This window comes from Actinomadura macrotermitis (assembly GCF_009604375.1).
In the GTDB taxonomy this organism is placed as follows: Bacteria; Actinomycetota; Actinomycetes; order Streptosporangiales; family Streptosporangiaceae; genus Spirillospora; species Spirillospora macrotermitis.
Window position 1 is genome coordinate 999,273 of record NZ_WEGH01000003.1, and the last position, 24,474, is coordinate 1,023,746.

The window sequence follows — 24,474 nt, forward strand, 5'->3', positions numbered from 1 at the left end:
CCGAGGAAGGACCCCCTGATGAGTGCCACCACCGCCGTGGACGGCTCCGCCGCGCCACGCCGAGGCTCCAGCGCCCTCGCGGTGCTGCAGCGGATCGGCCGCAGCCTCATGCTGCCGATCGCCGTGCTGCCCGCCGCCGGCCTGCTGCTCCGGCTCGGCCAGCCCGACGTCATCGGTGAGAACAAGGACGCCTGGCTCAACTTCTCCGGCGCCGACCGCGTCGCGGAGATCTTCGGGGCCGCGGGCGGCGCGCTGTTCGACTGGCTGCCGCTGCTGTTCGCGGTCGGCGTCGCGGTCGGGTTCGCCAAGAAGTCCGACGGCTCGACCGGCCTCGCCGCCGTGGTGGGCTACCTGGTCTTCCACTACGTCTCCATGACGATGTTCTTCCACTCCTCGGAGCTGCGGCCGCGCGTCGTCAAGCGGCTGTTCGACCCCGACAACCCCGGCAAGCCCAAGGAGGTGCTGGACCTCGCCGCCTCCAACCCGACCAAGGTGCTGGGCGGCATCGTCATCGGCATCACCGCGGCCCTGCTCTACCAGCGCTTCTACCGGATCAAGCTGCCGGCCTGGCTGGCCTTCTTCGGCGGCCGCCGCTTCGTGCCGATCATCACCTCGTTCGCCGCGGTCCTGCTCGGCCTGGTCTTCGGCTGGGTCTGGCCCGTCCTCGGCGGCTGGCTGAACTCCTTCGGCACCTGGATGGCCGAGAACAGCACCATCGGCGCGGGCATCTACGGCGTCATCAACCGGCTGCTGCTGCCGCTCGGCCTGCACCACATCGTCAACAACGTGGTGTGGACCCAGATCCCCGAGTGCACCGTCGGCGGCAAGGTCTACAGCGGCGACCTCAACTGCTACCTGCAGGGCCAGGACGGCGCGGGCTGGTCCATGGCCGGCTACTTCCCCGTCCTGATGTTCGCGCTGCCCGCCGCCGCGCTCGCCATCTGGCGCGCCGCCCCGGCGCACCGCCGCCCGGCCGTCGGCGGCATCATGATCTCCGCCGCGCTGACCGCGTTCGTCACCGGCATCACCGAGCCGATCGAGTTCTCCTTCATCTTCGTCGCCCCGGTCCTGTTCGGCGTGCACGCGCTGCTGACCGGCGTCTCGATGGCGCTGGCCTCGGCGTTCGGCATGAAGCTCGGCTTCAGCTTCTCGGCCGGCGCGATCGACATGCTGATCAACGGCAGCAAGTCCAACACCCACAACCTGCTCGGGCTGATCGCCATGGGCCTGGTCTACGCGGTGGTCTACTACCTGCTGTTCACCGTGCTGATCCGCAAGCTGAACATCGCCACCCCGGGCCGCGAGCCCGAGGGCGAGGAGTCGGTGGCCGCCGACCCCGCCGCCGCGCCCGAGGTCGCCGCGGCGGCCAAGGACGGCAAGGTCACCAAGAAGGGCGAGAAGGACACCGTCACCCCGTGACGCCCGGCAGGCCCGGCCTGCTCCGGCGGCCCCTCCCGCAGCCCCGGGAGGGGCCGCCGGCGTGTTCGAAGCGTTATCTCGGCCCCGGTATTTTCCCGGGCGGCCGCCGCTCTTGATGACGACTCCATCCCCGATCCCCGGAGCCGTCATGATCATGCGTCTTGCCTCGTCCACGTTGTCCGCTACCACCGCTCCCAGGCCGGCCCTGGAGGTCGTGCGCTACGAGAGACGCGCGGCCCTGCACCTGGTGCGCCCCTCCCCCGCGGACGGGCCCGTGCCAGACGCGGCGGAGCTGCGGGCCGTCGCCGACGCGAGCGTGCGGCTGATCGTCGAGGTGCTGACCGGCGTCCGCCCGCCTCGCCAGCTGGCGAGGCTGGCGGTCCGCGAGGTGTACGACGGGATCGCCGCGCACCGCCAGGCCGTCGCGGCCGGGGCGCGGGTCCGGCCGCCGCGGATCCTGACCAGCTGGCTGCAGCGGCCCGCGCCCGGTGTCGCCGAGGCGGGCGCCGTCGTGGCCGCCGCGGGCCGGGTGCAGGCGATCGCGCTGCGGCTGGAGGAGCGCGGCGGCCGCTGGCGCTGCACCGCGCTGGAGACCACCGCCGCGCGGCCCGGCCCGGCCGCCGGGCACGCCCGCGCGCTGCGCCGCGCCGGCTGACCCGCGAACGCCGAACGGCCCCCGGGAAGAACCCCGGGGGCCGTTCGGGTGGCGGACCGCGTCAGCTGCGCGGGTCGCCGTGGCAGCGCTTGAACTTCTTGCCCGAGCCGCAGGGGCACGGGTCGTTGCGGTTCACGCCCGCGTACTCGTCCTCGGCCTCCTCGGTGTGGTGCTCCACACCGCCCTCACCGTCGAGGGTGGGCGCCGAGTAGTCCAGCTTCTTCGGCCGCTGCGGCTCGTCCAGGCCCTTGGCGTGGACGACGGGGGCGTCGTCCTGGGGGGCCTCGTCGCCGTCCTCGTCGCCGGAGTCCAGCGCGACCGGGTTGGCGCCGACCGCGGGGGCCGCCGGCTGGTCCTCGACCTCGACCTCGAGGTTGAACAGGTAGCCGACCGACTCTTCCTTGATGCCGTCGAGCATGGCGTTGAACATGTCGTAGCCCTCGCGCTGGTACTCCACCAGCGGGTCGCGCTGCGCCATCGCCCGCAGGCCGATGCCCTCCTGCAGGTAGTCCATCTCGTAGAGGTGCTCGCGCCACTTGCGGTCCAGGACCGACAGGACGACGCGGCGCTCCAGCTCGCGCACGACCTCCTCGCCGAGCTCCTGCTCGCGCTTCTCGTAGGCGGCGAGCGCGTCCTCGCGGAACTTGGCGGCCAGCGTCTCGGCGTCCAGGTCGGAGATGTCGCCGCCGACCTCCTCGACCAGCTCGTCGGCCGTGAAGGAGATCGGGTAGAGCTGCTTGAAGGCCTTCCAGAGCTTGTCCAGGTCCCACTCTTCGGCGTAGCCCTCGCCGGTGGCGCCGGCGACGTAGCCGTTGACGACCTCTTCGATCATCCGGCGGACCTGGTCCTTGAGGTCGGCGCCCTCCAGCACCTGGCGGCGCTCGGCGTAGATGACCTTGCGCTGCCGGTTGAGCACCTCGTCGTACTTCAGGACGTTCTTGCGCATCTCGAAGTTCTGCTGCTCGACCTGGCCCTGCGCCGACTTGATCGCGTTGGACACGATCTTGGACTCGATCGGCACGTCGTCGGGGATGTTCAGCCGGGTCATGATCGCCTCGACCCGGGCGGAGTTGAACATCCGCATCAGGTCGTCCTCCAGCGACAGGTAGAACCGGGACTCGCCCGGGTCGCCCTGCCGGCCGGAGCGGCCGCGCAGCTGGTTGTCGATGCGCCGCGACTCGTGCCGCTCGGTCGCCAGCACGTACAGGCCGCCGGCCTCGGCGACCTCCTCGTGCTCGCCCTTGACGGCCTGCTTGGCCTTCTCCAGCGCCTCGGGCCAGGCCGCTTCATATTCCTCGGGCGTCTCCAGCGGGCTCAGCCCGCGCTGGTGCAGCTCCAGGTCGGCGCGGAAGTCGGGGTTGCCGCCGAGCATGATGTCGGTGCCGCGGCCGGCCATGTTGGTGGCGACGGTGACCGCGCCCTTGCGGCCGGCCTCGGCGACGATCGCCGACTCCTGCTCGTGGTGCTTGGCGTTCAGCACCTGGTGGGTGATGCCGCGCCGCTTCAGCATCTTGCTGAGCCGCTCGGACTTCTCCACCGAGGTGGTGCCGACCAGCACCGGCTGGCCCTTGTCGACCCGCTCGGCGATGTCCTCGACGACGGCCTCGAACTTGGCCTGCTCGGTCTTGTAGACGACGTCGGCGACGTCCTTGCGGATCATCGGCTTGTTCGTCGGGATCGGCACCACGCCGATCTTGTAGGTCTTGTTGAACTCGGCCGCCTCGGTGTCGGCGGTGCCGGTCATGCCGCCGAGCTTGTTGTACAGGCGGAAGTAGTTCTGCAGGGTGATCGTGGCGAGGGTCTGGTTCTCGTCCTTGATCGCCACGCCTTCCTTGGCCTCGATGGCCTGGTGCATGCCCTCGTTGTAGCGACGGCCGTGCAGGATGCGCCCGGTGAACTCGTCGACGATCAGGACCTCGCCGTTCATGACGACGTAGTCCTTGTCGCGCTTGTACAGCTCCTTGGCCTTCAGCGCGTTGTTGAGGAAGCTGACCAGCGGCGTGTTCACCGAGTCGTAGAGGTTGTCGATGCCGAGGTAGTCCTCGACCTTCTCCACCCCCGCCTCGGTGATGCCGACGGTGCGCTTCTTCTCGTTGACCTCGTAGTCGCCGGGGCCGTACTCGTCGACCTGGCCGGCGGTGGAGACCAGCTCGGCGCGCTTCAGCCGCGGCACGATCTTGGCGAACTCGGCGTACCACTTGGAGTTCTGCTCGGCCGGCCCGGAGATGATCAGGGGGGTCCGCGCCTCGTCGATCAGGATCGAGTCGACCTCGTCCACGATCGCGAAGTTGTGGCCGCGCTGGACGCACTCCTCCAGGCTCCACGCCATGTTGTCGCGCAGGTAGTCGAACCCGAACTCGTTGTTGGTGCCGTAGGTGATGTCGGCGTTGTACGCGACCCGGCGCTCGTCGGGCGTCATCTGCGGGAGGATGACGCCGACCTCGAGGCCGAGGAACTGGTGCACGCGGCCCATCCACTCGGCGTCGCGCTTGGCCAGGTAGTCGTTCACCGTGACCACGTGCACGCCCTCGCCGGACAGCGCGTTCAGGTACGCCGGGAGCACACAGGTCAGGGTCTTGCCCTCACCGGTCTTCATCTCGGCGATGTTGCCCAGGTGCAGCGCGGCGCCGCCCATGAGCTGGACGTCGTAGTGCCGCTGGCCGAGCACGCGCTTGGCGGCCTCGCGGGCGGTCGCGAACGCCTCGGGGAGCAGGTCGTCCAGAGACTCGCCCTCGGCGATCCGCTCCCGGTACTTGTCGGTGAGCTCGCGCAGCTCGGCGTCGCTCATCTCGACGAAGTCCTCTTCGATCGAGTTGACCTGATCCGCGAGCTTCTTGAGCTTGCGCAGGATTTTGCCTTCGCCCGCACGAAGGATCTTGTCGATGACTGGCGGCACTCTAGGAGGCTCCTTGGCAGATCGTGGGTCACCGCCTGAAGGCGGCACGCACACCACACGTACGATGCCATCGTAGGCGAGTCCCAGGATGGTCTAGGTCACCCTGGGACGCAATCCGCGGCGGGTCCCGTTCGTCCCGCCGCATGGAGGAAAAAATCATGCAGTGCACCGAGGGGAGGCGCTGATGTCCGAGGAATCGCACGGCTCGCACGCCGGCCGGCCCAGCTCATGGGTGGCGGTGGCCATCATCTTCATCGGCTTCGCCGTGGGCGGGGTGGCCCTGTGCATGGGCCCGTCCTGGGTCATGTTCGGGGTCGGTGGCGCGATCATCGTGGTGGGCATCGTGGTCGGTGGCCTGGTGCACATCTTCTCCGACGTGGTGGTCGACGCGCCCCGGGTCATCCCGGAGATCGTCGACTACTCCGTCTTCGGCAGCCGCTCGGCCAAGCGCCGTGGCGGCCCGGCGGGCGAGACGATCGACAAGCCGGTCCGCACCGACACCCAGCACACACCGCACGGCTGAGCCGTGCTCCCGGGGTCGCGTTCGTCACAGGACACGGCCCCGGAAGGTGTGCCCTAACCACCGGCGAGCCGGATCGACCCGTCCAGCAGATCCCTCGGGAACTCGGGCGGGTCGATGCGTTCCACCCGGATCGCGTCGCAGCCCACCCATCCGGCGGCGCGGCGCAGCGCCTCGGCCAGCGCCGCCGCCGACGCCTCGCGCCGCGCGGGCGTGACGGCGTGCGGCTCGAACGTCACCTGGCGCGCCACCAGCGTGCCCCCCTCGCGGGCGGGGTCGACGCGGCCGATGATGCGGCCGCCCGCCAGCAGCGGCATCGCGAAGTAGCCGTGCACGCGCTTGGCCTTGGGGACGTAGGCCTCCAGGCGGTGGTCGAACCCGAACACCCGGGACGCGCGGGCGCGGTCCCACACCAGCGAGTCGAACGGCGACAGCAGCGTGGTCGCATGGCGTCCGCGCACCGGCGCGGCCAGCGCGCCGGGATCGGCCCAGGCGGGGTGCTTCCAGCCCCGCACGGTGACGGGGACCAGCCCGGCGGCCTCGACGACGGCGTCCACCTGCACGCCCTTGAGGCGGTAGTAGTCGGCCAGGTCGGCGCGGGTGGCGACGCCGAGCGCCCGGCCCGCGTGCCGGACCAGGTAGGTGAGGCACTCCTGGTCGTCGGGCTCGCGGTCGCGCAAAGCGGCGGGAATGGCGCGCTCGGCCAGGTCGTACACGCGCCGCCAGCCCGTCCGCTCCACGCAGACGGCCTCGCCGGTGTCCAGCAGCCACTCGATCGCGATCTTGTGGTCGCTCCACTGCCACCAGTCGCCGCCGGCCTTGGCGCCGCCGAGCTCCTTGGTGGTGAGCGGGCCGTCGGCCTTCAGCCGGGCCCGCACCTCGTCGCAGACGCCCTCGGCGACCTTGTGCCAGCGCCACCCGCGCGCCCGGTAGGCGCGGCGCCGGAACTCGAAGTAGGGCCAGTCGCCCATGGGCAGGATCGACGCGGCGTGCGCCCAGTACTCGAAGGAGCCGGCGCCGTCCCAGTACGCCTGCTCGACCGCCGCCCGGCCCGTCGCGCCGAGCCGCGCGTACGGGACGAGCTCGTGCGAGCGCGCCAGCACCGAGATCGTGTCCAGCTGCACGGCCCCGAGCCGCTCCAGCACCCCGCGCACGCCCCCACGGCGGTCGCCCGCCCCTACGAAACCCTGGGCGCGCAGCTGCAGACGGCGCGCCTCGTCACCGGTGAGTTCGACCACGCCGCGATGCTACGCCAGCACACCGACAAAACACCCTTGCCGGTTACCCAGCCCCGCTCCAGCGATCACACAGAGCCCCTCAGCCGACCACCGGCGGCTTCCCTCGCACCGCACGCAAGACCACCAAAGAAGACACCGCCGACCACACGAGGCCCCGCAGGCAGTCCCCAGCGCCTCCCCACAGCGCACTGCCGAAACGCGACATCACCGACTGCACAGAGCCGCCCAGGCGATCACCAGCGACTTCCGGCACATCACGCGGACACGACCATCCTCCGCCGAAAAGCGCCGCCAATGACCACAAGACCCACAGAAGCCCTCTAGCCGCTCTCCCACAGCTACGCACAGCCAACCGCCCGCCGGGGCTACCCGATCGCTCAGGCGATCACCAACGGCTGTCGTGCCGCGTACATACCGCCACCGCACGATGGAACGGACGCCGCCGACCGGCATGAGGACTTCGGCCGGGGCGGCACCACCGGTTGCACGGGCGGCTCAGGCGAGCATCAGCGGCTTTTCGTGTCGCGTGCATGCCGCTGAGAGGGCGCCGCCGATGGGCGCGAGGGCTTCAGGCGGGGCGGCGGCTCCGGTTGGGCGGGCGGCTCAGGTGATCTCCAGGAGCTTCTCGCGGACGGCGTAGACGACGGCCTCCATGCGGGAGTGCAGCTGCAGCTTCTCCAGGATGTTGCGGACGTGGTTCTTGACCGTGTTCTCGGAGATGAACAGCTGCTTGGCGATCTCGCGGTTGCCGAGGCCGCGGGCGACCAGGCGGAGCACCTCCATCTCGCGGTCGGTGAGCCGGGGCGCGGGGACCTGCTGGCTGCGCTCCTCGCTGCGCTTGGCCAGCGAGGCGAACTCGGTGATCAGCTTGGACGCCATCGACGGGCTGATCAGCGACTGGCCGCCGTGCACCGCGCGCACCGCCTGCGGGACCTCGTCGATGGAGATCTCCTTCAGCAGGTAGCCGCTGGCCCCCGCCTTGATCGCCTCGAAGAGGTCCTCCTCCTCGTCGCTGATGGTCAGCATCACGATCTTGGCGCTGGGCGCCGCCTCCTTGATGGCGGTGCACGCCTCGATGCCGCTGCGGCGCGGCATCCGGATGTCCATCAGCACCACGTCGGGCAGCAGGTCGCCGGCCATCTGCACCGCCTCGTGACCGTCGCCGCCCTCGCCGATGACCTCGATGTCGGGTTCGCTCTGGAGGACCATCTCCAGGCCGCGCCGGAACAGCGCGTGGTCGTCGACGATGAGCACCCGGATGGGGTCGGCCGCGCCGGCCTGACGGGGCACCGCCGCGGTTCCGCGAGCCTCGGGATTCTCGCTCACCTGAGTCGCGGCGTGGAGGGGACGCCGCTTCCCCCCTTCACAGTCAGTGATCTCGGATCCTGGGAGGTCGCCGCGGCGCGGCGGTCCCGTCCGCGCCCGGCGCGCTGCGCGGGCTCGGCCCGGGACCACCGCGTCCACGGCCTGCTGTCGGTGCTCCGAGATCCCGGCCCGGGACTCACTCCGGGCCGCGACCGTGCGGGCCCGCCGTCGCCTCACGAGCCGCCCGGCGGGTGCGCCCCACCGGGCGGGTGACACGACCGCTGCGGCCGCTGTGGAACACGCTCTAGATCATGACACGCTTCGGGCGGTGACGTGACGCAAGTGCCACATCACTCTTCGACAAGTCGCAGGACTCCGTAGTCCCAGCCGCGCCTGCGGTACACCACCGAGGGGTGGCCGGTCGCCTTGTCACGGAACAGGTAGAAGTCGTGGCCCACGAGCTCCATCTCGAACAGGGCCTGCTCGATGCCCATGGGCTCGGCCTTGTGGAACTTCTCGCGGACGACGACGGGACCTTCGCCGTCCATGGGGATGGGGACGAGATGCTCGTCCAGGTCGGAGGTGGTCTCCTCGTAGCCGTCGATCTCGGCGACGGCCGTCGGCGCCGCCGCCGGCGCGGGCTCGGGAAGTGCCTCGGGAAGTGGCTCCATCGTGGCCAGCTTGGCCCGCGCCCGGCCGCCGTGCCCGGGCTTGCGCCGCTCGCCGTCACGGCGGAGGCGGCCCTCGAGCTTGTCCAGCGCCATGTCGAGCGCGGCGTAACGGTCCTCGGCTGCGGCTTCGGCGCGGATGACCGGGCCCTGTGCCCGGATCGTCAGCTCCACCCGCTCCCGCTGGTCGGGCTGGCGCAGGTTGCGGTCCTCCGACACCTCCACATCGACTCTGATGACCCGGTTGTTCAGCCGCTCGATCTTGGCGAGCTTGCCGTCGACGTGCTGCTTGAACCTGTCGTTGACCTCGGTGTGCCGGCCTCTCACGATGATGTCCACGCGAGACCCCCCTTCTCCCGGTTGCTCTTGCCCGGTCCGGAGCTCCTTATAGCTCCGGCCGGGCTCCACAGCTCGGTGGGATGCACCCGCCCGGCCGACCTGGTCTTCGTCCCCACATCCGCCTGCTGAGGGGCTCGCGGCGCTATCGCCACTACTGCCCTTCTCCCGGTACGGAGGACATCTGATCCTCCGGCGGGGCAGGACTTACCTCTAAGGCGCACCGTGATCGGTCGACGAGAAGTCGCCTTACGTGGGCCGTTTCGCCTGCGCCTGGCATCGGCTAGCCGGACCGCTTCCCATGCTCCTGACGAGCACTGCGATCCAGCGCAACCACGGACCCGGGCGGGTGCCATGTCAGGAACGCTAACCCCTTACGCCTCGAATGTCAGGGGGGTGAATGGAGGAAAAACTCACTGACGGTCATCGGCCGCCTCCCACAGCCACCTCCGCAACCGGCGCACCATCGCGCTCACAAGCCGTGAAACCCCGTATCCGCAGGGGTTACAGTCCCCTATGACAACGCAGGTCAACTCCTGCCGACAGGCGGGAGTGTCAGCAAAATCTCTTCGGGCGTGTCAGCTGCCCCCGACCGGGCAAAACACCCCACACCACCCCCCTTCCCCCAAGCGCGACCCCACCCCATTACGGTGCGTAACCACCCCTCACCCGCGCCCACGTGAAGAAAGTCACCTTTCCCCCGCCGGTGACCCCACTCTCACCCCCGGGCGCCCCCACAAGGCCCCGCCGGCCTGCCGACCACGGACCTGTCGGCCGCAGGCTTGCCGAGCACAGGCTTGCCCGCCACAGGGTCGTGGGGTCACCGGCGGCGTGGGGTGGCGGCCACGGTGGCGGCTGCGATGACCTCGGCGCCGGCCCGGGTCAGGGTCCGGGTGGCTTCGGCGAGGGTGGCGCCCGTGGTGACGATGTCGTCGGCGAGGACGACCCGGGCCGGCAGGTGGGCGGGGCGCGCCTCCATCGCGTCCCTGAGGTTCGCCGCACGCGCCGTCCCGGTGAGGGCCGCCTGGTCGGCGACCGCGCGGCGGTGGCGCAGGGCGTCCAGCCCGAGCACCGGGTATCCGTCGGCGCGCAGCGCCCGGACGGCCGCCGCCGTCATCCGCCGGACGGGATCATGGCCGCGGCGCCGTGTCGCCGCCCGCGCCGAGGGCATCGGGACCACCAGAAGATCGCCAGGCGGCCCGGGCCCCGGGGCCGTGCCCGCGCCCCGGGGCGGGTGCGGCGGGCCGATGGCCGCCGCCACAGCGCGCGCCAGGGCCGTTCCCAGCGGCCCGGCCAGCGGGAGCCGGCCCGCTTCCTTGTGCGCCGCGATGAGGGCCTTCACCGGCCCCTCGTAGGACACGGCCGTCCATGTCGGCGGGGCCCCCTTGAGGGCGTCCACCCGGCGGGCCGGCAGTTCCAGGGCGTCCGTGCACTTCCGGCAGACGAGGCCCGGGGCGCGCCCGCACCCCGCGCATCTGGCCGGGAGCAGCAGATCGTACAGGTCGCTCAGCAGTCGCATAGGGCGAGCCTGCTCGACCGGCACGTCCGGGGGAAGGCCTTCCCCGACCTGTGGATAACTTCTGGCGGGTGTGGGGGAAATCAGTACGGATATGTCGGGTCTGATCCCTGGACGGAGCAGAGCCATTCGCTGATCTGGTCGTTCGGGTTGGTCTGGCGGCAGACCGTGCCCGCCTGGGTGCCGACCAGGACGGACTGGTTCGGCGCGGCGGTGATGGTCTTGGGGACGCCGAGCGCCCCCGCGCCGAGGGCGCTCACGGCGGCGCCGCTGACCGGCACCAGGTACGGCAGCACGCTCTTGTCGTTGTTCTTGCTGCCGAGGACGGCGAGGGTGCCGAAGTCGCGCCAGGCCAGGTCGACGCTCTCGGTCAGCTCGGAGCTGACCGGCAGGAAGGACCCGGCCTCGGTGGGCCCGGCCGGGCCGCGCACGATGCGGCCGAGCTGCACCTGGTAGCGGGCGTCGATCTTGACGATGGCGGCGGCGCGCACCCCGTCGCGGGCCACCCGGAAGGCCGACACCTCGCGGCCGCCGAGCCCCCAGGTCTGGACGCGGACCGGCGGCCGGCCGCGCTGGCGCATCCACAGCCACGACCGGTTCTGCGACGTCTCGACCGTCCACAGGGTGCCGTCGCGGTCGAAGCCGGGCGCGGTGAAGCGGGTGCGGCGGTCGCGGCGGGTGAGCAGGGTGTGCACCTCGGCGGTGCCGTTGGCCAGCGCGCCGGCCAGCACCTGGTCGCCGCCGCGGCTCAGCCCGGCGATCTCCTGGTGGTCGCCCGACACCGCGGGGCGCACCAGCCGGTTCGGCGGCAGGCCGGCCGGCTGCGGCTGGTCGCCGGCCAGGCGCGCCAGCGAGCCCGCGGCGCCGATGACGTAGGCGGGCTGCGCCTGCCCCGCCTCGGCCTCGGGGCCGTCGGGCGCGTTCTGCGGCCAGGAGCGGACCGGCTGGAGCGGGCCCGTCGGCCGCGGCTCGACCGTGACGCCCTCGATCTGCAGCTTCCAGCGCTTGATCTCCGAGAGCTGGCGCAGCGTCCACGACAGCTGCGCCGACATCCGGTCGGGGTCGCCGCCGCGCGCCTCCTTGGACAGGTCGACGGTGGCGGTGTCCTTGTCCAGGGCGACGCGGCCGCGCAGCCGGGTGCCCTCGGGGAACTCGCTCTTGACGGCGGGCCCGAGCCAGGAGCTCGGCCCCGTCAGCAGCGCGCGGACGAGCTGGTCGGGCAGGTCGTGCCGGGTGACCAGCGGCAGGAAGACCCCGTTCGGCACCAGGGTGGGCCGGCCGGGCGCGAAGTAGTACAGGTTGACGGTGCGGAACGCGCGGTCCACGTCGGCCTTGGTCAGCAGCAGGCCGGAGCGGGCGTCGTCGGGCAGCCCGGTGATCCGCCACACCCCCTGCGGGGAGCGGGTGAGCTGGAAGGTCTCCACGGCGGTGTCGGGGTCGGCGCTGTACTGGCCGTCGCCGCCGATGCGGCCGAGCCGGTCGCCGGCGACCTGCACCGACGCGCTGTCGCCGTTCTGCTGGACGACCTGCGGCGGCTGCCAGTTCTGGAAGACCGTCACCGCGGGCCGGGGGCCGGGGTTCCAGCTCGCCGAACCGGCGGACAGGTACTCGCGGGCGACCTTGTGGCCGTCGTCGAAGCCGCCCGAGGCGGCCAGGAAGCCCGCGACGACCTGCGCCGGCGACCAGTCGGGCCTCGGGTGCGCCGGGATCAGCCGGACGTAGGGGTCGTCGGCCTGCTCGACCCGGTCGGCGGCGTGCCCGGCGACGACCCGGCCGCCGCTCGGCACGTTGGCGCAGCCGGTGCCGAGCGCGAGCACCGCGGCGGTCGCGAGGGCGGCGGGGACGCGGGCGGAGTGCCCGCCGCAGGCACGGCGATCGGTCATTCTCCCGCCTCCAGCTCGGCGAACAGGGCACGCCCGCCGGCGCCCGGCGGGACCAGGGGCAGCGGCGATCCGCGCAGCTCGGCGCCCGCGACGCGCGGCAGCGACAGGCGGAACTGCGACCCGGCGCCGGGCTCGCCCCACGCCTGCAGCCAGCCGCCGTGCAGCTGGGCGTCCTCGCGGGAGATCGACAGGCCGAGGCCGGTGCCGCCGGTGGTGCGGGCGCGGGCCGGGTCGGCGCGCCAGAACCGGTCGAAGACCATCTGGCCCTCGCCCGGCTTCAGCCCGACGCCGTGGTCGCGGACGGCGACCGCGACCGCGTCCCGGTCGGCGGCGACCGACACCACGATGTCCTCGCCCTCGCCGTGCTCGACGGCGTTGACCAGCAGGTTGCGCATGATCCGCTCGACCCGGCGGCGGTCGACCTCGGCCATGCAGGGCTCGCCGGGCAGCTGCAGCTGCACCTTGCTGCCCTTGCGCTCGGCCAGGCCCTGGATGTCGCCGACGGCGCGCAGCACCAGGTCGCGCATGTCCAGCGACTCGGCGTCCAGGGTCGCGGCGCCCGCGTCGTGCCGGGAGATCTCCAGCAGGTCCGCCAGCAGCGACTCGAACCGCTCCAGCTGGCTCTGCAGCAGCTCGGCGGACCGGCCGACGGCGGGGTCGCCGAAGTGCTCGCGGTGCTCGTAGAGCATGTCGGCGGCGATCCGGATGGTGGTGAGGGGGGTGCGCAGCTCGTGCGAGACGTCGGAGACGAACTGGCGCTGCACCTGCGACAGGTCCTCCAGCTCGCCGATCTTCTCCTGGAGGTTGGCGGCCATGTCGTTGAACGAGCGGGCCAGGCGGGCCAGGTCGTCCTCGCCGCGGACGCGCATGCGCTCCTCCAGCCGCCCGGCGGCCAGGCGCTGGGCGCCCTGCGCGGCGAGCCGGACCGGGATGACGACCTGCCGCGTCACCAGCGAGGCGATCGCGGCGAGCAGCAGCACCAGCACGATCCCGACGCCGACCAGGGACTGGCTGACGATCGTCAGCGTGTGCTGCTCCTGGGTCAGCGGGAACAGGTAGTACAGCTCGAACTGGGGGGTCTTGCCGCCGACGATCAGGCCGGGCTCGGACGGCCGGCCGTTGTAGGTCAGCCGGCCGAAGGTGTAGGCGGTGGAGTCGGCGGGGGCGCGCCGCAGCTCGTCGCGCAGCCGCTGGGGCACGCTCTCGGCGCGCAGCTCGTTGGAGCTGTAGCCGTCGAAGGAGGAGTCACGGGTGTCGCGGATGTACACCTCGTACAGCCCCGACGGGCCGCTGCGCTCCTTCAGCGTGTTGATGACGTTGTTCAGCCGGCCGCCCGCGTCGGGCTGGTTGGTGAGCTGCCCGCGCACGGTGGACAGGCCCTCGTCCAGCTGCACCCCGGCGGCCTTGACCTTGCTGTCCATCAGCGCGTTGGTCATCTGCTGGGTGAGGAACACCCCGAGGATGGCCACCACGATCGCCGAGATGAACAGCGTCGAGGTGACCACGCGCAGCTGGATGGAGCGGCGCTGGCGCGCGTACAGGGCGCGCAGCAGCCGGCGCAGCCAGGCGAGGACGCGCCGCGCGGCCCGCCTCACCCTCTGCATCGCGCACCGGTCATCTGGTTCAGGCCGGGCCGGCCTTGTAGCCGACGCCGCGCACCGTCACCACGATCTCGGGCCGCTCCGGGTCCTTCTCGATCTTGGCGCGGAGCCGCTGCACGTGCACGTTGACCAGGCGGGTGTCGGCGGCGTGCCGGTAGCCCCACACCTGCTCCAGCAGCACCTCGCGGGTGAAGACCTGGCGCGGCTTGCGGGCGAGCGCGACCAGCAGGTCGAACTCCAGCGGGGTGAGCGGGATGTGCCGGTCGCCGCGCTTGACCGAGTGCCCGGCGACGTCGATGGTGATGTCGCCGATCTGCAGCGTCTCGGGGGCGGGCTCGTCGGTGCGGCGCAGCCGGGCGCGCACCCGGGCGACCAGCTCCTTGGGCTTGAACGGCTTGACGATGTAGTCGTCGGCGCCCGACTCCAGGCCGAGCACGACGTCCACGGTGTCGCTCTTGGCGGTGAGCATGACGATCGGCACGCCGGACTCGGCGCGGATCTGGCGGCACACGTCGATGCCGTCGGCGCCGGGCAGCATCAGGTCCAGCAGCACCAGGTCGGGCCGGTTCTCCCGGAACGCCTCCAGCGCCTTGTCGCCATCGTGCACGAACGACGGCTCGAAACCCTCGCCCCGCAGCACGATGCCGAGCATCTCGGCGAGCGCAAGGTCGTCGTCGACGACCAGTACACGTCCTCTCATGGCCCTCATCGTCACAAAGTAGGGGTTCGGTGGACCGCGGGTGCGGCGCTCCGGCCGGCCTCCCGAGGGTGGTCCGGCACCACCTCGCCGGGGAGAGATATGCCTTGGCGTGCCAGGTTACCTGCGTTTGCCTCGGACATGACTCCTCCAGGCGGGGGGCCGCGGCCCTCGGGTTTATCAGCACCGTGTCAAAAGGCGGATTCTAAACATGGACTCGCGGCGGCCGCCTCCGGTTGACCTGAACGCGCCACCGGCCCCAAGGTGATCCACCGGGCCGATACCGGCGAACGGGGCGTCGCGCCCGTGACAGGATGGCCGGACGCACGCGGCGCCATGAGGAGCGGGAGATGCCGAGACCGGACGGATGGGACGACGATCCCGCGTCCCTGCTTGGCGGCGACATCCCGTTCCGGCCCATGTCGATGGCCGAGATGCTGGACGGGTCGATCGCCGGGATCCGCCGCGATCCCCGGTTCGTGCTCGGGATGTCGGTCGCGGTCAGCACCGTCATCCAGGTCGTCGGGTCGGTCGCCGCCTACTACTTCATCGGCCGCGGCGCGCGCGGCGAGATCACCCCGGACGTGCTGCTGCGCTCGGTCGGCGGGCAGTTCGTGCTCGGCGTGCTCGGGCTGGTGCTGTCGGCCGTCGGCATCCTGGTCGTGGCGGGGCTGCTCGCGCCGCTGTTCGGCCGGGCGCTGTTCGGGATGCCGGCGGTGCGGCGGACGGCCTGGCGGGACGCGCGCGGCCGGCTGCCCGCGCTGGCCGGCCTCGCCCTGCTGATCGTCGCGGTGCCGCTGCTCGGGCTGCTGATCCCCACCGCGCCGCTGATCGCGCTGCTGGCCGTGGAGGGGCATCCGGCGCTGATCGTGCTGGCCGGGATCGTCGGGGTGCCGGTCGGGCTGTTCCTGATGACGTGGCTGTACGTGCTGCTGGTGATGGCCGTCCCGGCGCTGGTGCTGGAGCGCCTCGGCGTCGGCGCGGCGCTGCGGCGGGCGCGCGCGCTGTCGCGGGGCCGCTGGTGGCGGACGGCCGGGACGCTGCTGCTCACCCTGCTGATCACGGTGTTCATGGGGTTCTTCGCGCTGCGCGTGCCCTTCATGATCGTCGAACTGCTGTTCTTCGGGGACGCGGACGGCGGCTGGCCGCTGGTGCTCGGCCTGGCGGTGGACACCCTCGGCCGGATCGTCGCCTGGTCGATCGTGATCCCGTTCGACGCGGGGGTGATCGTGCTGCTCTACCTGGACCGGCGGATGCGCCGGGAGGGCTTCGACCTGGACCTGCGCACCCGCGCGGCGGCGGCGCCGGCCGGTTCCGGCGGCGAGCCCGCGGACGAGCGGGAGACCTTCTTCGCCCGCTGGCGCACCCCCGCGGGGCGGCCCTCGTGATCCTCGACCCGATCGGGCGGGACGCCGCCCGCGAGCTGGCGCGCCGCGAGCTGGACAAGCCGATCTACCACCGCGACCGGCCGTCCTGGCTGGAGCGCCTCTGGCAGCGGTTCTCCGAGTGGCTGCACGAGCTGACCGACCGGGCGGGCGCCCCCGGCGCGCACGGCAACGGCGGCGGCGTGCTGTCGCTGATCGTCATCGTGGTGCTGGCCGCGGTCCTCATCGGGCTGGTGGTGTGGGTGATGCGGGGCCGCCGCAACGTCCGCTCCCAGGCCGAGGGGCTGCTGGAGGAGGGCCCGAGCACCGCGCTGGACCACCGCCGCGCGGCCGACGAGCACGCCGCCGCCGGCCGCTGGCCCGAGGCGATCCGGGAGCGGCTGCGCGCCGTCGCCCGCGACCTGGAGGAGCGCGCCGTGCTGGAGCCCCGGCCGGGCCGCACCGCCGACGAGCTGGCCGCCGAGGCCGGCGCCGCGCTGCCGGACCTGGACGACGGCCTGCGCGAGGGCGTGCGGATCTTCGACGACGTCTGGTACGGCGACCGGCCCGGCAGCGCCGAGGAGTACGGGCGGATGACGGCGCTGGACGACCGCGTCCGCGCCGCCCGGCCGCGCCCGTTGCAGCCCGCGGCCGAGTCCGAAGTGGAGGCCCTGCGGTGGTGACCGCCCAGCAGGCCCCGGCCGCCGAGCCGTCCGCGGCGCAGGTCGCGGGCCGCCGCTTCCGCGCCGCCCGCGGCGTGGTGCTGGTGATCGCGGCGCTGATCCTGGTCGCGATCGCGCTGGCCGCGCTGAAGCCGGCCGTCACGCCCCAGTACCTGGACCCCGAGTCGCCGAGCCGGGGCGGCTCCCGCGCGCTCGCCGAGATCCTGCGGCAGCACGGCACGAACGTGGCGGTCGCGCGCAGCGCCGAGGACGCCGCGGACCGCGCCGGCGCCGGCTCGGTCACCGTCGTCACCCGCCCCGAACGGCTCACCGCCGGCGACCTGGAGCGGCTGCGCGCCGTGCCCGGCGACCTGCTGCTGGTCGAGCCGTCCCAGCGGGTGCTGGCCGCGCTCGCGCCGGGCGTCGAGACGGCCGAGGAGAGCTTCGAGCCGGCCGCCGACCCCGGCTGCGGCCTGCCGGCCGCCACGGCGGCCGGCCGGATCAAACTCGGCGGCTCCGAGAGCTACCACGCGCCCGCCGGCGCCACCGGCTGCTACCTGGCCGGCAAGTACCCGCGGCTGGTGCAGCTGGCGGTCGGCGGCCGCACCGTCACCGTGCTCGGCGCCGCCTCGGTCCTCACCAACGACAAGCTCGCCGCGGAGGGCAACGCCGCCCTGGCGATGAACCTGGCGGGCGCGCGTTCCGCGGTCGTGTGGCTGATCCCCGACCTGCCGCGCGAGGGCGAGACGGCCGGCGACCAGTCGATCGGCGGCCTGCTCCCGTTCGGCGTCAAGCTGCTCATCCTGCAGCTGCTCGTCGCGGTGGTGCTGGTCGCGCTGTGGCGGGCCCGGCGGCTCGGCCCGGTCGTGGCCGAGGCGCTGCCGGTGGCGGTCCGCTCGGCCGAGGCCGTGGAGGGCCGCGCCCGGCTGTACCGGGCGCACCGGGCCCGCGACCGGGCCGCGGACGCGCTGCGCACCGGCGCGCGCGAACGGCTCGTCCCCCGGCTCGGGCTGCCGCGCGGCGCCGCGCAGGACCCGGCCGCCGCCCGGGAGATCGTCACCGCGGTCGCCCGGCGCACCTCCTACGACGAGGCGACGGTCGGCGCCGCCCTGTACGGTCCCGATCCGGCGGACGACGCCGCCCTCGTCGGGCTCTCCGACCTCCTCGACGACCTGGAAAGGCAGGTACGCCAGTCGTGAACCACCCTGTCGACCTCGATAAGGACGACGACGCCGTGGACACCCCCGCCGGGCACGATGTCCCGGCGGACGCCGAGAGCGCGCGGCGGGCGCTGACCGCGCTGCGCGCCGAGGTGGCCAAGACCGTCGTCGGCCAGGACCCGGTGGTGACCGGCCTGGTCATCGCGCTGCTGTGCCGGGGTCACGTGCTGCTGGAGGGGGTGCCCGGCACCGCCAAGACGCTGCTGATCAAGACGCTGTCGCGGTCGCTGGACCTCGGCTTCAAGCGGGTGCAGTTCACCCCGGACCTGATGCCCGGCGACGTCACCGGCTCGCTGATCTACGACAACCGGACCGCGGAGTTCGAGTTCCGCGAGGGCCCGGTCTTCACCAACCTGATGCTCGCCGACGAGATCAACCGCACGCCGCCGAAGACGCAGGCGTCGCTGCTGGAGGCGATGGAGGAGCGCCAGGTGTCGGTGGAGGGCACGGCGCGCGCGCTGCCCGACCCCTTCATGGTGTGCGCGACGCAGAACCCGATCGAGTACGAGGGCACCTACCCCCTCCCCGAGGCGCAGCTCGACCGGTTCCTGGTGAAGCTGACGGTCCCCGTCCCCACCCGGGACGAGGAGATCTCGATGCTGCAGCGGCACGCGGCCGGGTTCGACCCGCGCGACCTGTCGGCCGTGCAGCCCGTCGCGGGCCCGGCCGAGCTGGCCGCCGGGCGCGCCGCGGTGCGGGCCGTCCACCTGGACCCCAAGGTCGCCGCGTACGTGGTGGACCTGTGCCGCGCCACCCGCCAGTCGCCGTCGCTGCAGCTCGGGGTGTCGCCGCGCGGCGCGACCGCGCTGCTGGCGACCGCGCGGGCGTGGGCGTGGCTGTCGGGCCGCGACTACGTGACACCCGACGACGTCAAGGCGCTCGCCCGGCCGACGCTGCGGCACCGGGTGGGGCTGCGGCCGGAGGCCGAGCTGGAGGGCGCCACCGCCGACGGGGTGCTGGAGGGCATCCTCGCCCACGTCCCCACGCCCCGCTGATGGCGCTCACCGGCCGGCTCGGGCTGCTCGCGGCGCTGGCCGCGCTCGTCCCGCTGTTCTTCCCGAGCTGGGGTGCGCTGCTGGCGGTGTGGGGCGTGCTGCTGCTCGGCGTGCTCGCCGACCTGGCGCTCGCGGGCAACGTGCGCGGATTGGCGTTCCACCGCTCGGGCGACACCAACGTGCGGCTCGGCGAGAGCGCGCACGTGGCGCTGACCGTGGAGAACCTCGGCAAGCGGCGGGTGCGGGCGCGGCTGCGCGACGCGTGGCCGCCGAGCGCGGGCGCCGCGCCCCGGGTGACGCGCGTCGACGTCCCGGCCGGGGAGCGGCGGCGGGTGGAGATGACGCTGACGCCGACGCGGCGCGGCGACCGGCACGCGGTGACGGTCGTGGTGCGCTCGGTCGGGCCGCTCGGCCTGGCGGCGCGGCAGCTGTCGCGCAAGGCGCCGTGGCGGCTGCGGGTGCTGCCGGGGTTCCCCTCGCGCCGGCACCTGCCCGCCAAGCTGTCCAAGCTGCGCGAGCTGACCGGCAACCACGTCTCGATGGTGCGCGGCCAGGGCACCGAGTTCGACTCGCTGCGCGAGTACGTCGCCGGCGACGACGTGCGCTCCATCGACTGGCGCGCCACCGCCCGGCGCGCCGACGTGGTGGTGCGGACCTGGCGCCCCGAGCGCGACCGGCGCCTCTACCTGGTGCTGGACACCGGCCGCACCGCGGCCGGGCGGGTCGGCGACGTGCCGCGGCTGGACTGCTCGATGGACGCGGCGCTGCTGCTCGGCGCCCTGGCCTCGCGGGCCGGCGACCGGGTCGACCTGCTCGCCTACGACCGGCGGGTGCGGGCGCGGGTGGAGGGCACCTCGCGCACCGACCTGCTGACCGCGATGGTGCAGGCGATGGCGCCGCTGGAGCCGGAGCTGATCGAGTCCGACGCGGCCGGGATGGTCTCCACGCTGATGTCGCGGGTGCGGCAGCGGTGCCTGGTGGTGCTGCTGACCGAGCTGAACACCGCGGCGATCGAGGAGGGGCTGCTGCCGCTGCTGCCGCAGCTCACCGCCCGCCACCTGGTGATGATCGCGGCGGTGTCCGATCCGCGCGTGTCGGAGATGGCGGCCGGGCGCGGCGACCTGGTGGCCGTCTACGACGCGGCGGCGGCCGAGCGCGCGCGGGCCGAGCGCGGGCGGCTCACCGCCGAGCTGCGCTCCTACGGCGTGGAGGTCGTGGACGCCCCGCCGGACGAGCTGGCCCCGGCCCTCGCCGACGCCTACCTGGCGCTGAAGGCGGCCGGGCGGCTCTAGCCCGCGACCGTGCTAGCCGGCCACGGGTACGAGGTCGGGGCGCAGGTCGCTGTCGCCGGTCTCGCCCGCCTGGACGGCCCGCCGCCCGAGCACGACCACGTACGTCAGGAACGCGGCCTCGGCGACCACGCCGATGCCGATGCGCAGCCAGGTGATGTGCACCCAGCCCGTCACGAAGCCCTCGATGAGGCCCGACACCAGCAGCACGCCGACCAGCCCGATGGCGATGCTGACGGCGGCGCGGCCCTCCTCGGCCAGGGCCTGGCCGCGGCGGCGCGGGCCGGGGTCGATCACCGTCCAGCCGAGCTTCAGCCCGGCCGCGCAGGCCAGGTAGACGGCGGTCAGCTCCAGCAGGCCGTGCGGCAGGATCAGCCCGAAGAACAGCCCGCCCTTGCCGTTGGCGAACATCAGCCCGGCGATGACGCCGAGGTTCAGCTGGTTGGCGAGCAGCACCAGCACGGTCGGGACGCCGAGCAGGATCCCGAAGATCAGCGCGATCGCGGACACCCACGCGTTGTTGATCCACACCTGGAAGGCGAACGAGGCCGCCGAGTGCTCGGTGTAGTAGTCGGCGAAGTCGTGGTCGACCAGCTCGCGGATCCGGTACGGCGAGCCGATCGCGGCCTGCACCTCGGGGCTGTTGACCACCCAGATCGCCAGCGCCAGCGCGACCAGGTTGCCGAGCACCGCGTTGCCGAGCCACCAGCGGCGCATCCGCCAGGCCGCGGCCGGGAACGAGGCCGTCACGAACCGCGAGGCGTCCCGCCACATCGGGGCGTGCGCCCCGGCGACCGCGGCGCGCCCGCGCGCCACCAGCGAGGACAGCCGCGCCACCAGCATCGGGTCGGGCGAGCTGGAGCGCACCACCGACAGGTGGGTGGCGGTCCGCTGGTAGAGCTCGACGAGTTCGTCGATCTCGGCCCCGGTCCGCCGCCGGCTGGAGTTGATCAATCGTTCCAGCCGCTGCCACTCGGCGTCGTGTGCGGCAACATAGGCATCGACGTCCACCCGGCGAGAGTAACGCCTCACGCGTCCGGCCGGGCAAAATGGACGCCTCACCCCCTGAAGGAGGGTCATGGCCGAACTCGTCACCGGCGAGGCCGTCGCACTCGACATCCGGGTCGCCCGGCTGGCCAGCCGGGGGTGCGCCCTGCTGCTGGACCTGTTCTTCCAGGGCGTGATCCTCAGCTTCGCGATCAACATGGCCGGCGCGCTCGCCGCGATCGGCGACCCGGCCTGGGCCGTCGGCATGACGATCCTGGTCACCGCCGCCGTGATCGTCGGCTACCCGTGCGTGTTCGAGACGCTCAGCCGGGGCCGCACGCTCGGCAAGCTGGCGCTCGGGCTGCGGGTGGTGTCCGACGACGGCAGCCCGATCCGGTTCCGCCAGGCGCTGGTGCGGGCGCTGGCCGGATTCCTGGAGTTCTGGACGCTGTACGGGGCGCCGGCGCTGATCACCTCGCTGTTCAGCAAGCGCGGCAAGCGGCTCGGCGACCTGTTCGCGGGCACGATCGTCATCCAGGAGCGGGTGCCCTCCAACGCGTTCTTCGGGCCGGTCGCGGTGATGCCGCCGCAGCTGGCGCCGTGGGCGCAGCTGCTGGAGCTGTCGCGGATCTCCGACGAGCTGGCGCTCACCGCGCGGCAGTACCTCACCCGGTTCTGGGAGCTGCTGCCGGAGGTGCGCGACGAGCTCGGCGGGCGGATCGCGGGCGAGGTGGCCGCGGTGATCAGCCCGCCCCCGCCGCCGGGCGTCCGGCCGGAGATCTTCCTGTCGGCGGTGCTGGCCGAGCGGCGGCGCCGGGAGGAGTGGCGGCTGGCGCAGCGCGCGGCCCGGCGGGCGCGGCGGACCGGTGCGCCCGAGCAGCCCGTGGTTCAGCAGCCCGTGGTTCAGCAGCCCGTGCCCGCGATGGCCGGCGGGCCGCCGCCGGCGCCGCCGGTGCGGCAGGGGCCGCCCGCGCCGCCGCCGTTCAGCGAGCCGGGGCCGGGGCAGCCGCGCTTCCTGCCGCCGCAGGACTACGGGGCGGGGCCGTACCAGCAGTCACTGCGGCCGCAGCCCGCTCAACCCGCGCCGTGGCCGCAGCAGACTCCGCCGGCGCAGCAGCCCCCACCTGCGCAATGGCCACATCAGGCCAACTGGCCCTAGTGGCGCGGCTCACAAGCTGGCTAAGATCCGAATAAGTTTCATATTCGGAGGCCGTTCATGCGTGCTCGCCCATCCCTCGCCGTCGCCGCCCTGACGGCCGCCCTGCTGCTGCCCACCGGCACGCCCGCCCACGCCGATGCAGCGCCTGCCACCACGGCGCCTGCCACCACGGGGCCCCCGCTGATCACCGACGACCAGGGACGGGCACTGATCCTGCACGGCCTGAACACCGCCGGCAGCGCCAAGGGACCGTCCGGGCTGCCGTGGATCACCCGCGCCGACGTCGCCCGCGAGGCCCGCGACATCGGCACCAACTCCGTCCGCTACCTGATCCAGTGGCGGAACGTCGAGCCGAGCCCCGGCCGCTATGACGAGCGCTACCTGGACGAGGTCGCCAAGCGCGTCGCCTGGTACCGCGAGCAGGGCATGCACGTCATCCTGGACATGCACCAGGACATGTACGGCCCGTCGGCCTGCGCCGGGTCGCCCGGAGCCGGCGACGGCGCGCCCGCGTGGGCGTCGCTCAGCGACGGCCTGCCCTGCAAGCTGCAGGACCCGTGGAGCCTGACCTACCTGCAGCCGGGCATCGTGCGCGCCTTCGACAACTTCTGGAACCACACCGGCAAGCACCCCGAGCTGATGCGGCGCTACACCGCGATGTGGCGGCACGTCGCGGCCCGGTTCGCCAAGGAGCCGGCGGTGCTCGGCTACGACCTGATGAACGAGCCGTTCGGCGGGTCCCGCCAGTTCGCCGCATTCGAGGGGCCCACGCTGACGTCGTTCTACCAGCGCATCGTGACCGCGATCCGGCAGGTCGACCGGGACAACTGGATCTTCGCCGAGCCGCAGGTGCTCGGGCCGAACGAGGGCTTCGCCACCGCGCTGAAGAAGATCTCCGACCCGCGCCCGGGCGGGTCGCGGGTGGTGCTCGCGCCGCACTTCTACCCCCTCGGCATCGACCTCGGCGGCTCCTACACGGGCGCGGCGAAGCTGCTGGCCAGGGGCCAGTTCGAGCTGTGGAGGCACAACCTGCCGGCGTCCGCGCGGCGGCTCGGCACCCCGCTGTGGATCGGCGAGGTCGGCGGCATCCCCGAGACCGCGCCGGGCGCGCTGGACTTCACCGCCGACTGGCTGGCGATGGCCGACGGGCTCGGCATCGGCTGGGCGTACTGGTCCAACGACCCGGGATCGGGCGGCGTCGTGGACGGCAAGGGCGACCTGACCGGCATCGGCAGGCTGCTGGCGCGGCCCTACCCGCGCGCGGTCGCGGGCACCCCGACGAAGATCTCCTACTCGTCCGGGAAGCTGACGGTGGCGTGGCGCAACCGGTCGGGCGCGCACGGGCCGACCGAGATCTGGTTCCCGAGCAAGCCGCGCGTCACCTCGTCCGACCCCGCAGGCCGCTGGCGGACGACGTGGGACGCCAAGCGGCGCGTCCTGTCGGTCTGGGCCGACCCGAAGACGCCGTCCCACACGGTGGTGGTCAGCCCCTGACCAGGTTCGGCGGCGACTCCAGCGCCGTCAGCTCGATGCCGGGGGCGGCGAGCACGACGTCCCCGGCCAGGTGCACCTCGCCCGCCTCGGCGGTCGCCAGGTCGCCGACCTCGTAGCGCTCGACGGGCAGCGGCGCGATGTCGGTCTCGTGCGTGGTGACGTCGACCAGCCGCCACCGCTGGTCGACGGTCAGCGCCGCCAGGGCGGGCCCGCCGAGCCGCACCAGCCGCACGTTGCGCTCCTCGCCCGGCTCCAGCCGCAGCCACCGCGCCACCGCGACCAGGAAGCCGGGCGACTCGCCGAGGAACCCCGCGGCGCGCGCCCCGCGCTCCTCCCCCGCACGCACCCAGACGAGGTCGTGGCCGGTGACGCCGCCCCTGATCCACAGCGGCCCGGCGGTCACCTCGACGCGGATCTGCCGCCAGCGGTCGTCCACCACCAGGTCGGTGCGGACACCGTCGGAGCGCTGCCCGACGTAGCGCCAGCCACCGGGACCGGGAGCGCACTGGAAGCTCTCCTCGATCCCCTCGTCAAGGTGCAGGTAGGTTCCGTTCGGCATCCGCCAGAAGC

At 73.1% G+C, this 24,474-nt stretch carries 20 protein-coding genes; 10 read left to right on the plus strand and 10 right to left on the minus strand.

What is annotated here, in order from left to right; genetic code table 11:
* The first annotated feature begins 18 nt into the window (after positions 1-18).
* Complete coding sequence (locus ACRB68_RS25975; protein ID WP_153536721.1) at positions 19-1,419, plus strand: PTS transporter subunit EIIC; 1,401 nt, start codon at positions 19-21, stop codon at positions 1,417-1,419.
* Positions 1,420-1,567: 148 nt separating this feature from the next.
* Positions 1,568-2,074: an Rv3235 family protein gene (locus tag ACRB68_RS25980; protein ID WP_153536723.1), complete on the plus strand. Its 507-nt coding sequence runs from the start codon at positions 1,568-1,570 to the stop codon at positions 2,072-2,074.
* 61 nt (positions 2,075-2,135) lie between these two features.
* On the opposite strand, the gene secA is transcribed toward ACRB68_RS25980, so the two are convergent.
* Complete coding sequence (gene secA / locus ACRB68_RS25985) at positions 2,136-4,970, minus strand: preprotein translocase subunit SecA (RefSeq protein WP_328594781.1); 2,835 nt, start codon at positions 4,968-4,970, stop codon at positions 2,136-2,138.
* A 184-nt stretch (positions 4,971-5,154) separates the two neighbouring features.
* On the opposite strand from secA, the gene ACRB68_RS25990 reads away from it, so the two are divergent.
* Positions 5,155-5,493: an HGxxPAAW family protein gene (locus ACRB68_RS25990; RefSeq protein WP_153536725.1), complete on the plus strand. Its 339-nt coding sequence runs from the start codon at positions 5,155-5,157 to the stop codon at positions 5,491-5,493.
* 53 nt (positions 5,494-5,546) lie between these two features.
* Here ACRB68_RS25990 and ACRB68_RS25995 read toward each other — a convergent pair whose 3' ends face one another.
* The 7 genes from ACRB68_RS25995 to mtrA form a co-directional block, all read right to left on the minus strand.
* Positions 5,547-6,728, minus strand: coding sequence for a winged helix-turn-helix domain-containing protein (locus tag ACRB68_RS25995; RefSeq protein WP_328594782.1), 1,182 nt, complete (start codon positions 6,726-6,728; stop codon positions 5,547-5,549).
* A 603-nt stretch (positions 6,729-7,331) separates the two neighbouring features.
* Positions 7,332-8,054, minus strand: a complete 723-nt coding sequence (locus tag ACRB68_RS26000) for a response regulator transcription factor (RefSeq protein ID WP_328594783.1) — start codon at positions 8,052-8,054, stop codon at positions 7,332-7,334.
* 329 nt (positions 8,055-8,383) lie between these two features.
* Positions 8,384-9,040, minus strand: a complete 657-nt coding sequence (gene hpf / locus ACRB68_RS26005) for a ribosome hibernation-promoting factor, HPF/YfiA family (RefSeq protein ID WP_328594784.1) — start codon at positions 9,038-9,040, stop codon at positions 8,384-8,386.
* Between the two features lie 817 nt (positions 9,041-9,857).
* A complete protein-coding gene (locus tag ACRB68_RS26010; RefSeq protein ID WP_194293445.1) occupies positions 9,858-10,556 on the minus strand; it encodes a ComF family protein in 699 nt (232 codons plus the stop codon).
* Between the two features lie 80 nt (positions 10,557-10,636).
* Positions 10,637-12,436, minus strand: a complete 1,800-nt coding sequence (locus ACRB68_RS26015; protein ID WP_153536730.1) for an LpqB family beta-propeller domain-containing protein — start codon at positions 12,434-12,436, stop codon at positions 10,637-10,639.
* Positions 12,433-14,040: an MtrAB system histidine kinase MtrB gene (mtrB, locus tag ACRB68_RS26020; protein ID WP_153536732.1), complete on the minus strand. Its 1,608-nt coding sequence runs from the start codon at positions 14,038-14,040 to the stop codon at positions 12,433-12,435. Before mtrB ends, ACRB68_RS26015 begins: the two co-directional genes overlap by 4 nt.
* A 19-nt stretch (positions 14,041-14,059) precedes the next feature.
* Positions 14,060-14,737 (minus strand): MtrAB system response regulator MtrA, encoded by a 678-nt coding sequence (gene mtrA, locus ACRB68_RS26025; protein ID WP_153536734.1) that lies wholly within the window; start codon positions 14,735-14,737, stop codon positions 14,060-14,062.
* A gap of 347 nt (positions 14,738-15,084) precedes the next feature.
* On the opposite strand from mtrA, the gene ACRB68_RS26030 reads away from it, so the two are divergent.
* The 5 genes from ACRB68_RS26030 to ACRB68_RS26050 are packed head-to-tail and all read left to right on the plus strand — an operon-like array spanning position 15,085 to position 20,267.
* Entirely contained in the window at positions 15,085-16,122 is a 1,038-nt protein-coding gene (locus ACRB68_RS26030; protein ID WP_153536736.1) for a hypothetical protein, read from the plus strand.
* Entirely contained in the window at positions 16,119-16,781 is a 663-nt protein-coding gene (locus tag ACRB68_RS26035; protein WP_328594785.1) for a DUF4129 domain-containing protein, read from the plus strand. Before ACRB68_RS26030 ends, ACRB68_RS26035 begins: the two co-directional genes overlap by 4 nt.
* On the plus strand, positions 16,778-17,959 hold the full coding sequence (locus ACRB68_RS26040) for a DUF4350 domain-containing protein (RefSeq protein ID WP_328594786.1): 1,182 nt from the start codon (positions 16,778-16,780) through the stop codon (positions 17,957-17,959). Before ACRB68_RS26035 ends, ACRB68_RS26040 begins: the two co-directional genes overlap by 4 nt.
* 35 nt (positions 17,960-17,994) lie before the next feature.
* The gene (locus tag ACRB68_RS26045) at positions 17,995-18,975 is read left to right on the plus strand and encodes an AAA family ATPase (protein WP_328594906.1); all 981 of its coding nucleotides are present in this window, start codon (positions 17,995-17,997) and stop codon (positions 18,973-18,975) included.
* A complete protein-coding gene (locus tag ACRB68_RS26050) occupies positions 18,975-20,267 on the plus strand; it encodes a DUF58 domain-containing protein (protein ID WP_153536738.1) in 1,293 nt (430 codons plus the stop codon). Before ACRB68_RS26045 ends, ACRB68_RS26050 begins: the two co-directional genes overlap by 1 nt.
* Positions 20,268-20,279: 12 nt before the next feature.
* Here ACRB68_RS26050 and ACRB68_RS26055 read toward each other — a convergent pair whose 3' ends face one another.
* Positions 20,280-21,275 carry a stage II sporulation protein M gene (locus ACRB68_RS26055; RefSeq protein WP_328594787.1) on the minus strand — a complete coding sequence of 332 codons (996 nt, stop codon included), beginning with the start codon at positions 21,273-21,275 and terminating at the stop codon, positions 20,280-20,282.
* Between the two features lie 67 nt (positions 21,276-21,342).
* Between ACRB68_RS26055 and ACRB68_RS26060 the strand changes: the two genes are divergently transcribed.
* Both ACRB68_RS26060 and ACRB68_RS26065 read left to right on the plus strand, forming a co-directional pair.
* Positions 21,343-22,410 carry an RDD family protein gene (locus ACRB68_RS26060; RefSeq protein WP_153536742.1) on the plus strand — a complete coding sequence of 356 codons (1,068 nt, stop codon included), beginning with the start codon at positions 21,343-21,345 and terminating at the stop codon, positions 22,408-22,410.
* A gap of 57 nt (positions 22,411-22,467) precedes the next feature.
* Positions 22,468-23,904 (plus strand): cellulase family glycosylhydrolase, encoded by a 1,437-nt coding sequence (locus tag ACRB68_RS26065; RefSeq protein ID WP_153536744.1) that lies wholly within the window; start codon positions 22,468-22,470, stop codon positions 23,902-23,904.
* Here ACRB68_RS26065 and ACRB68_RS26070 read toward each other — a convergent pair.
* A complete protein-coding gene (locus ACRB68_RS26070) occupies positions 23,894-24,463 on the minus strand; it encodes a hypothetical protein (RefSeq protein WP_153536746.1) in 570 nt (189 codons plus the stop codon). The two genes, ACRB68_RS26065 and ACRB68_RS26070, sit on opposite strands and share 11 nt — an antisense overlap.
* Between the last annotated feature and the right edge of the window lie 11 nt (positions 24,464-24,474).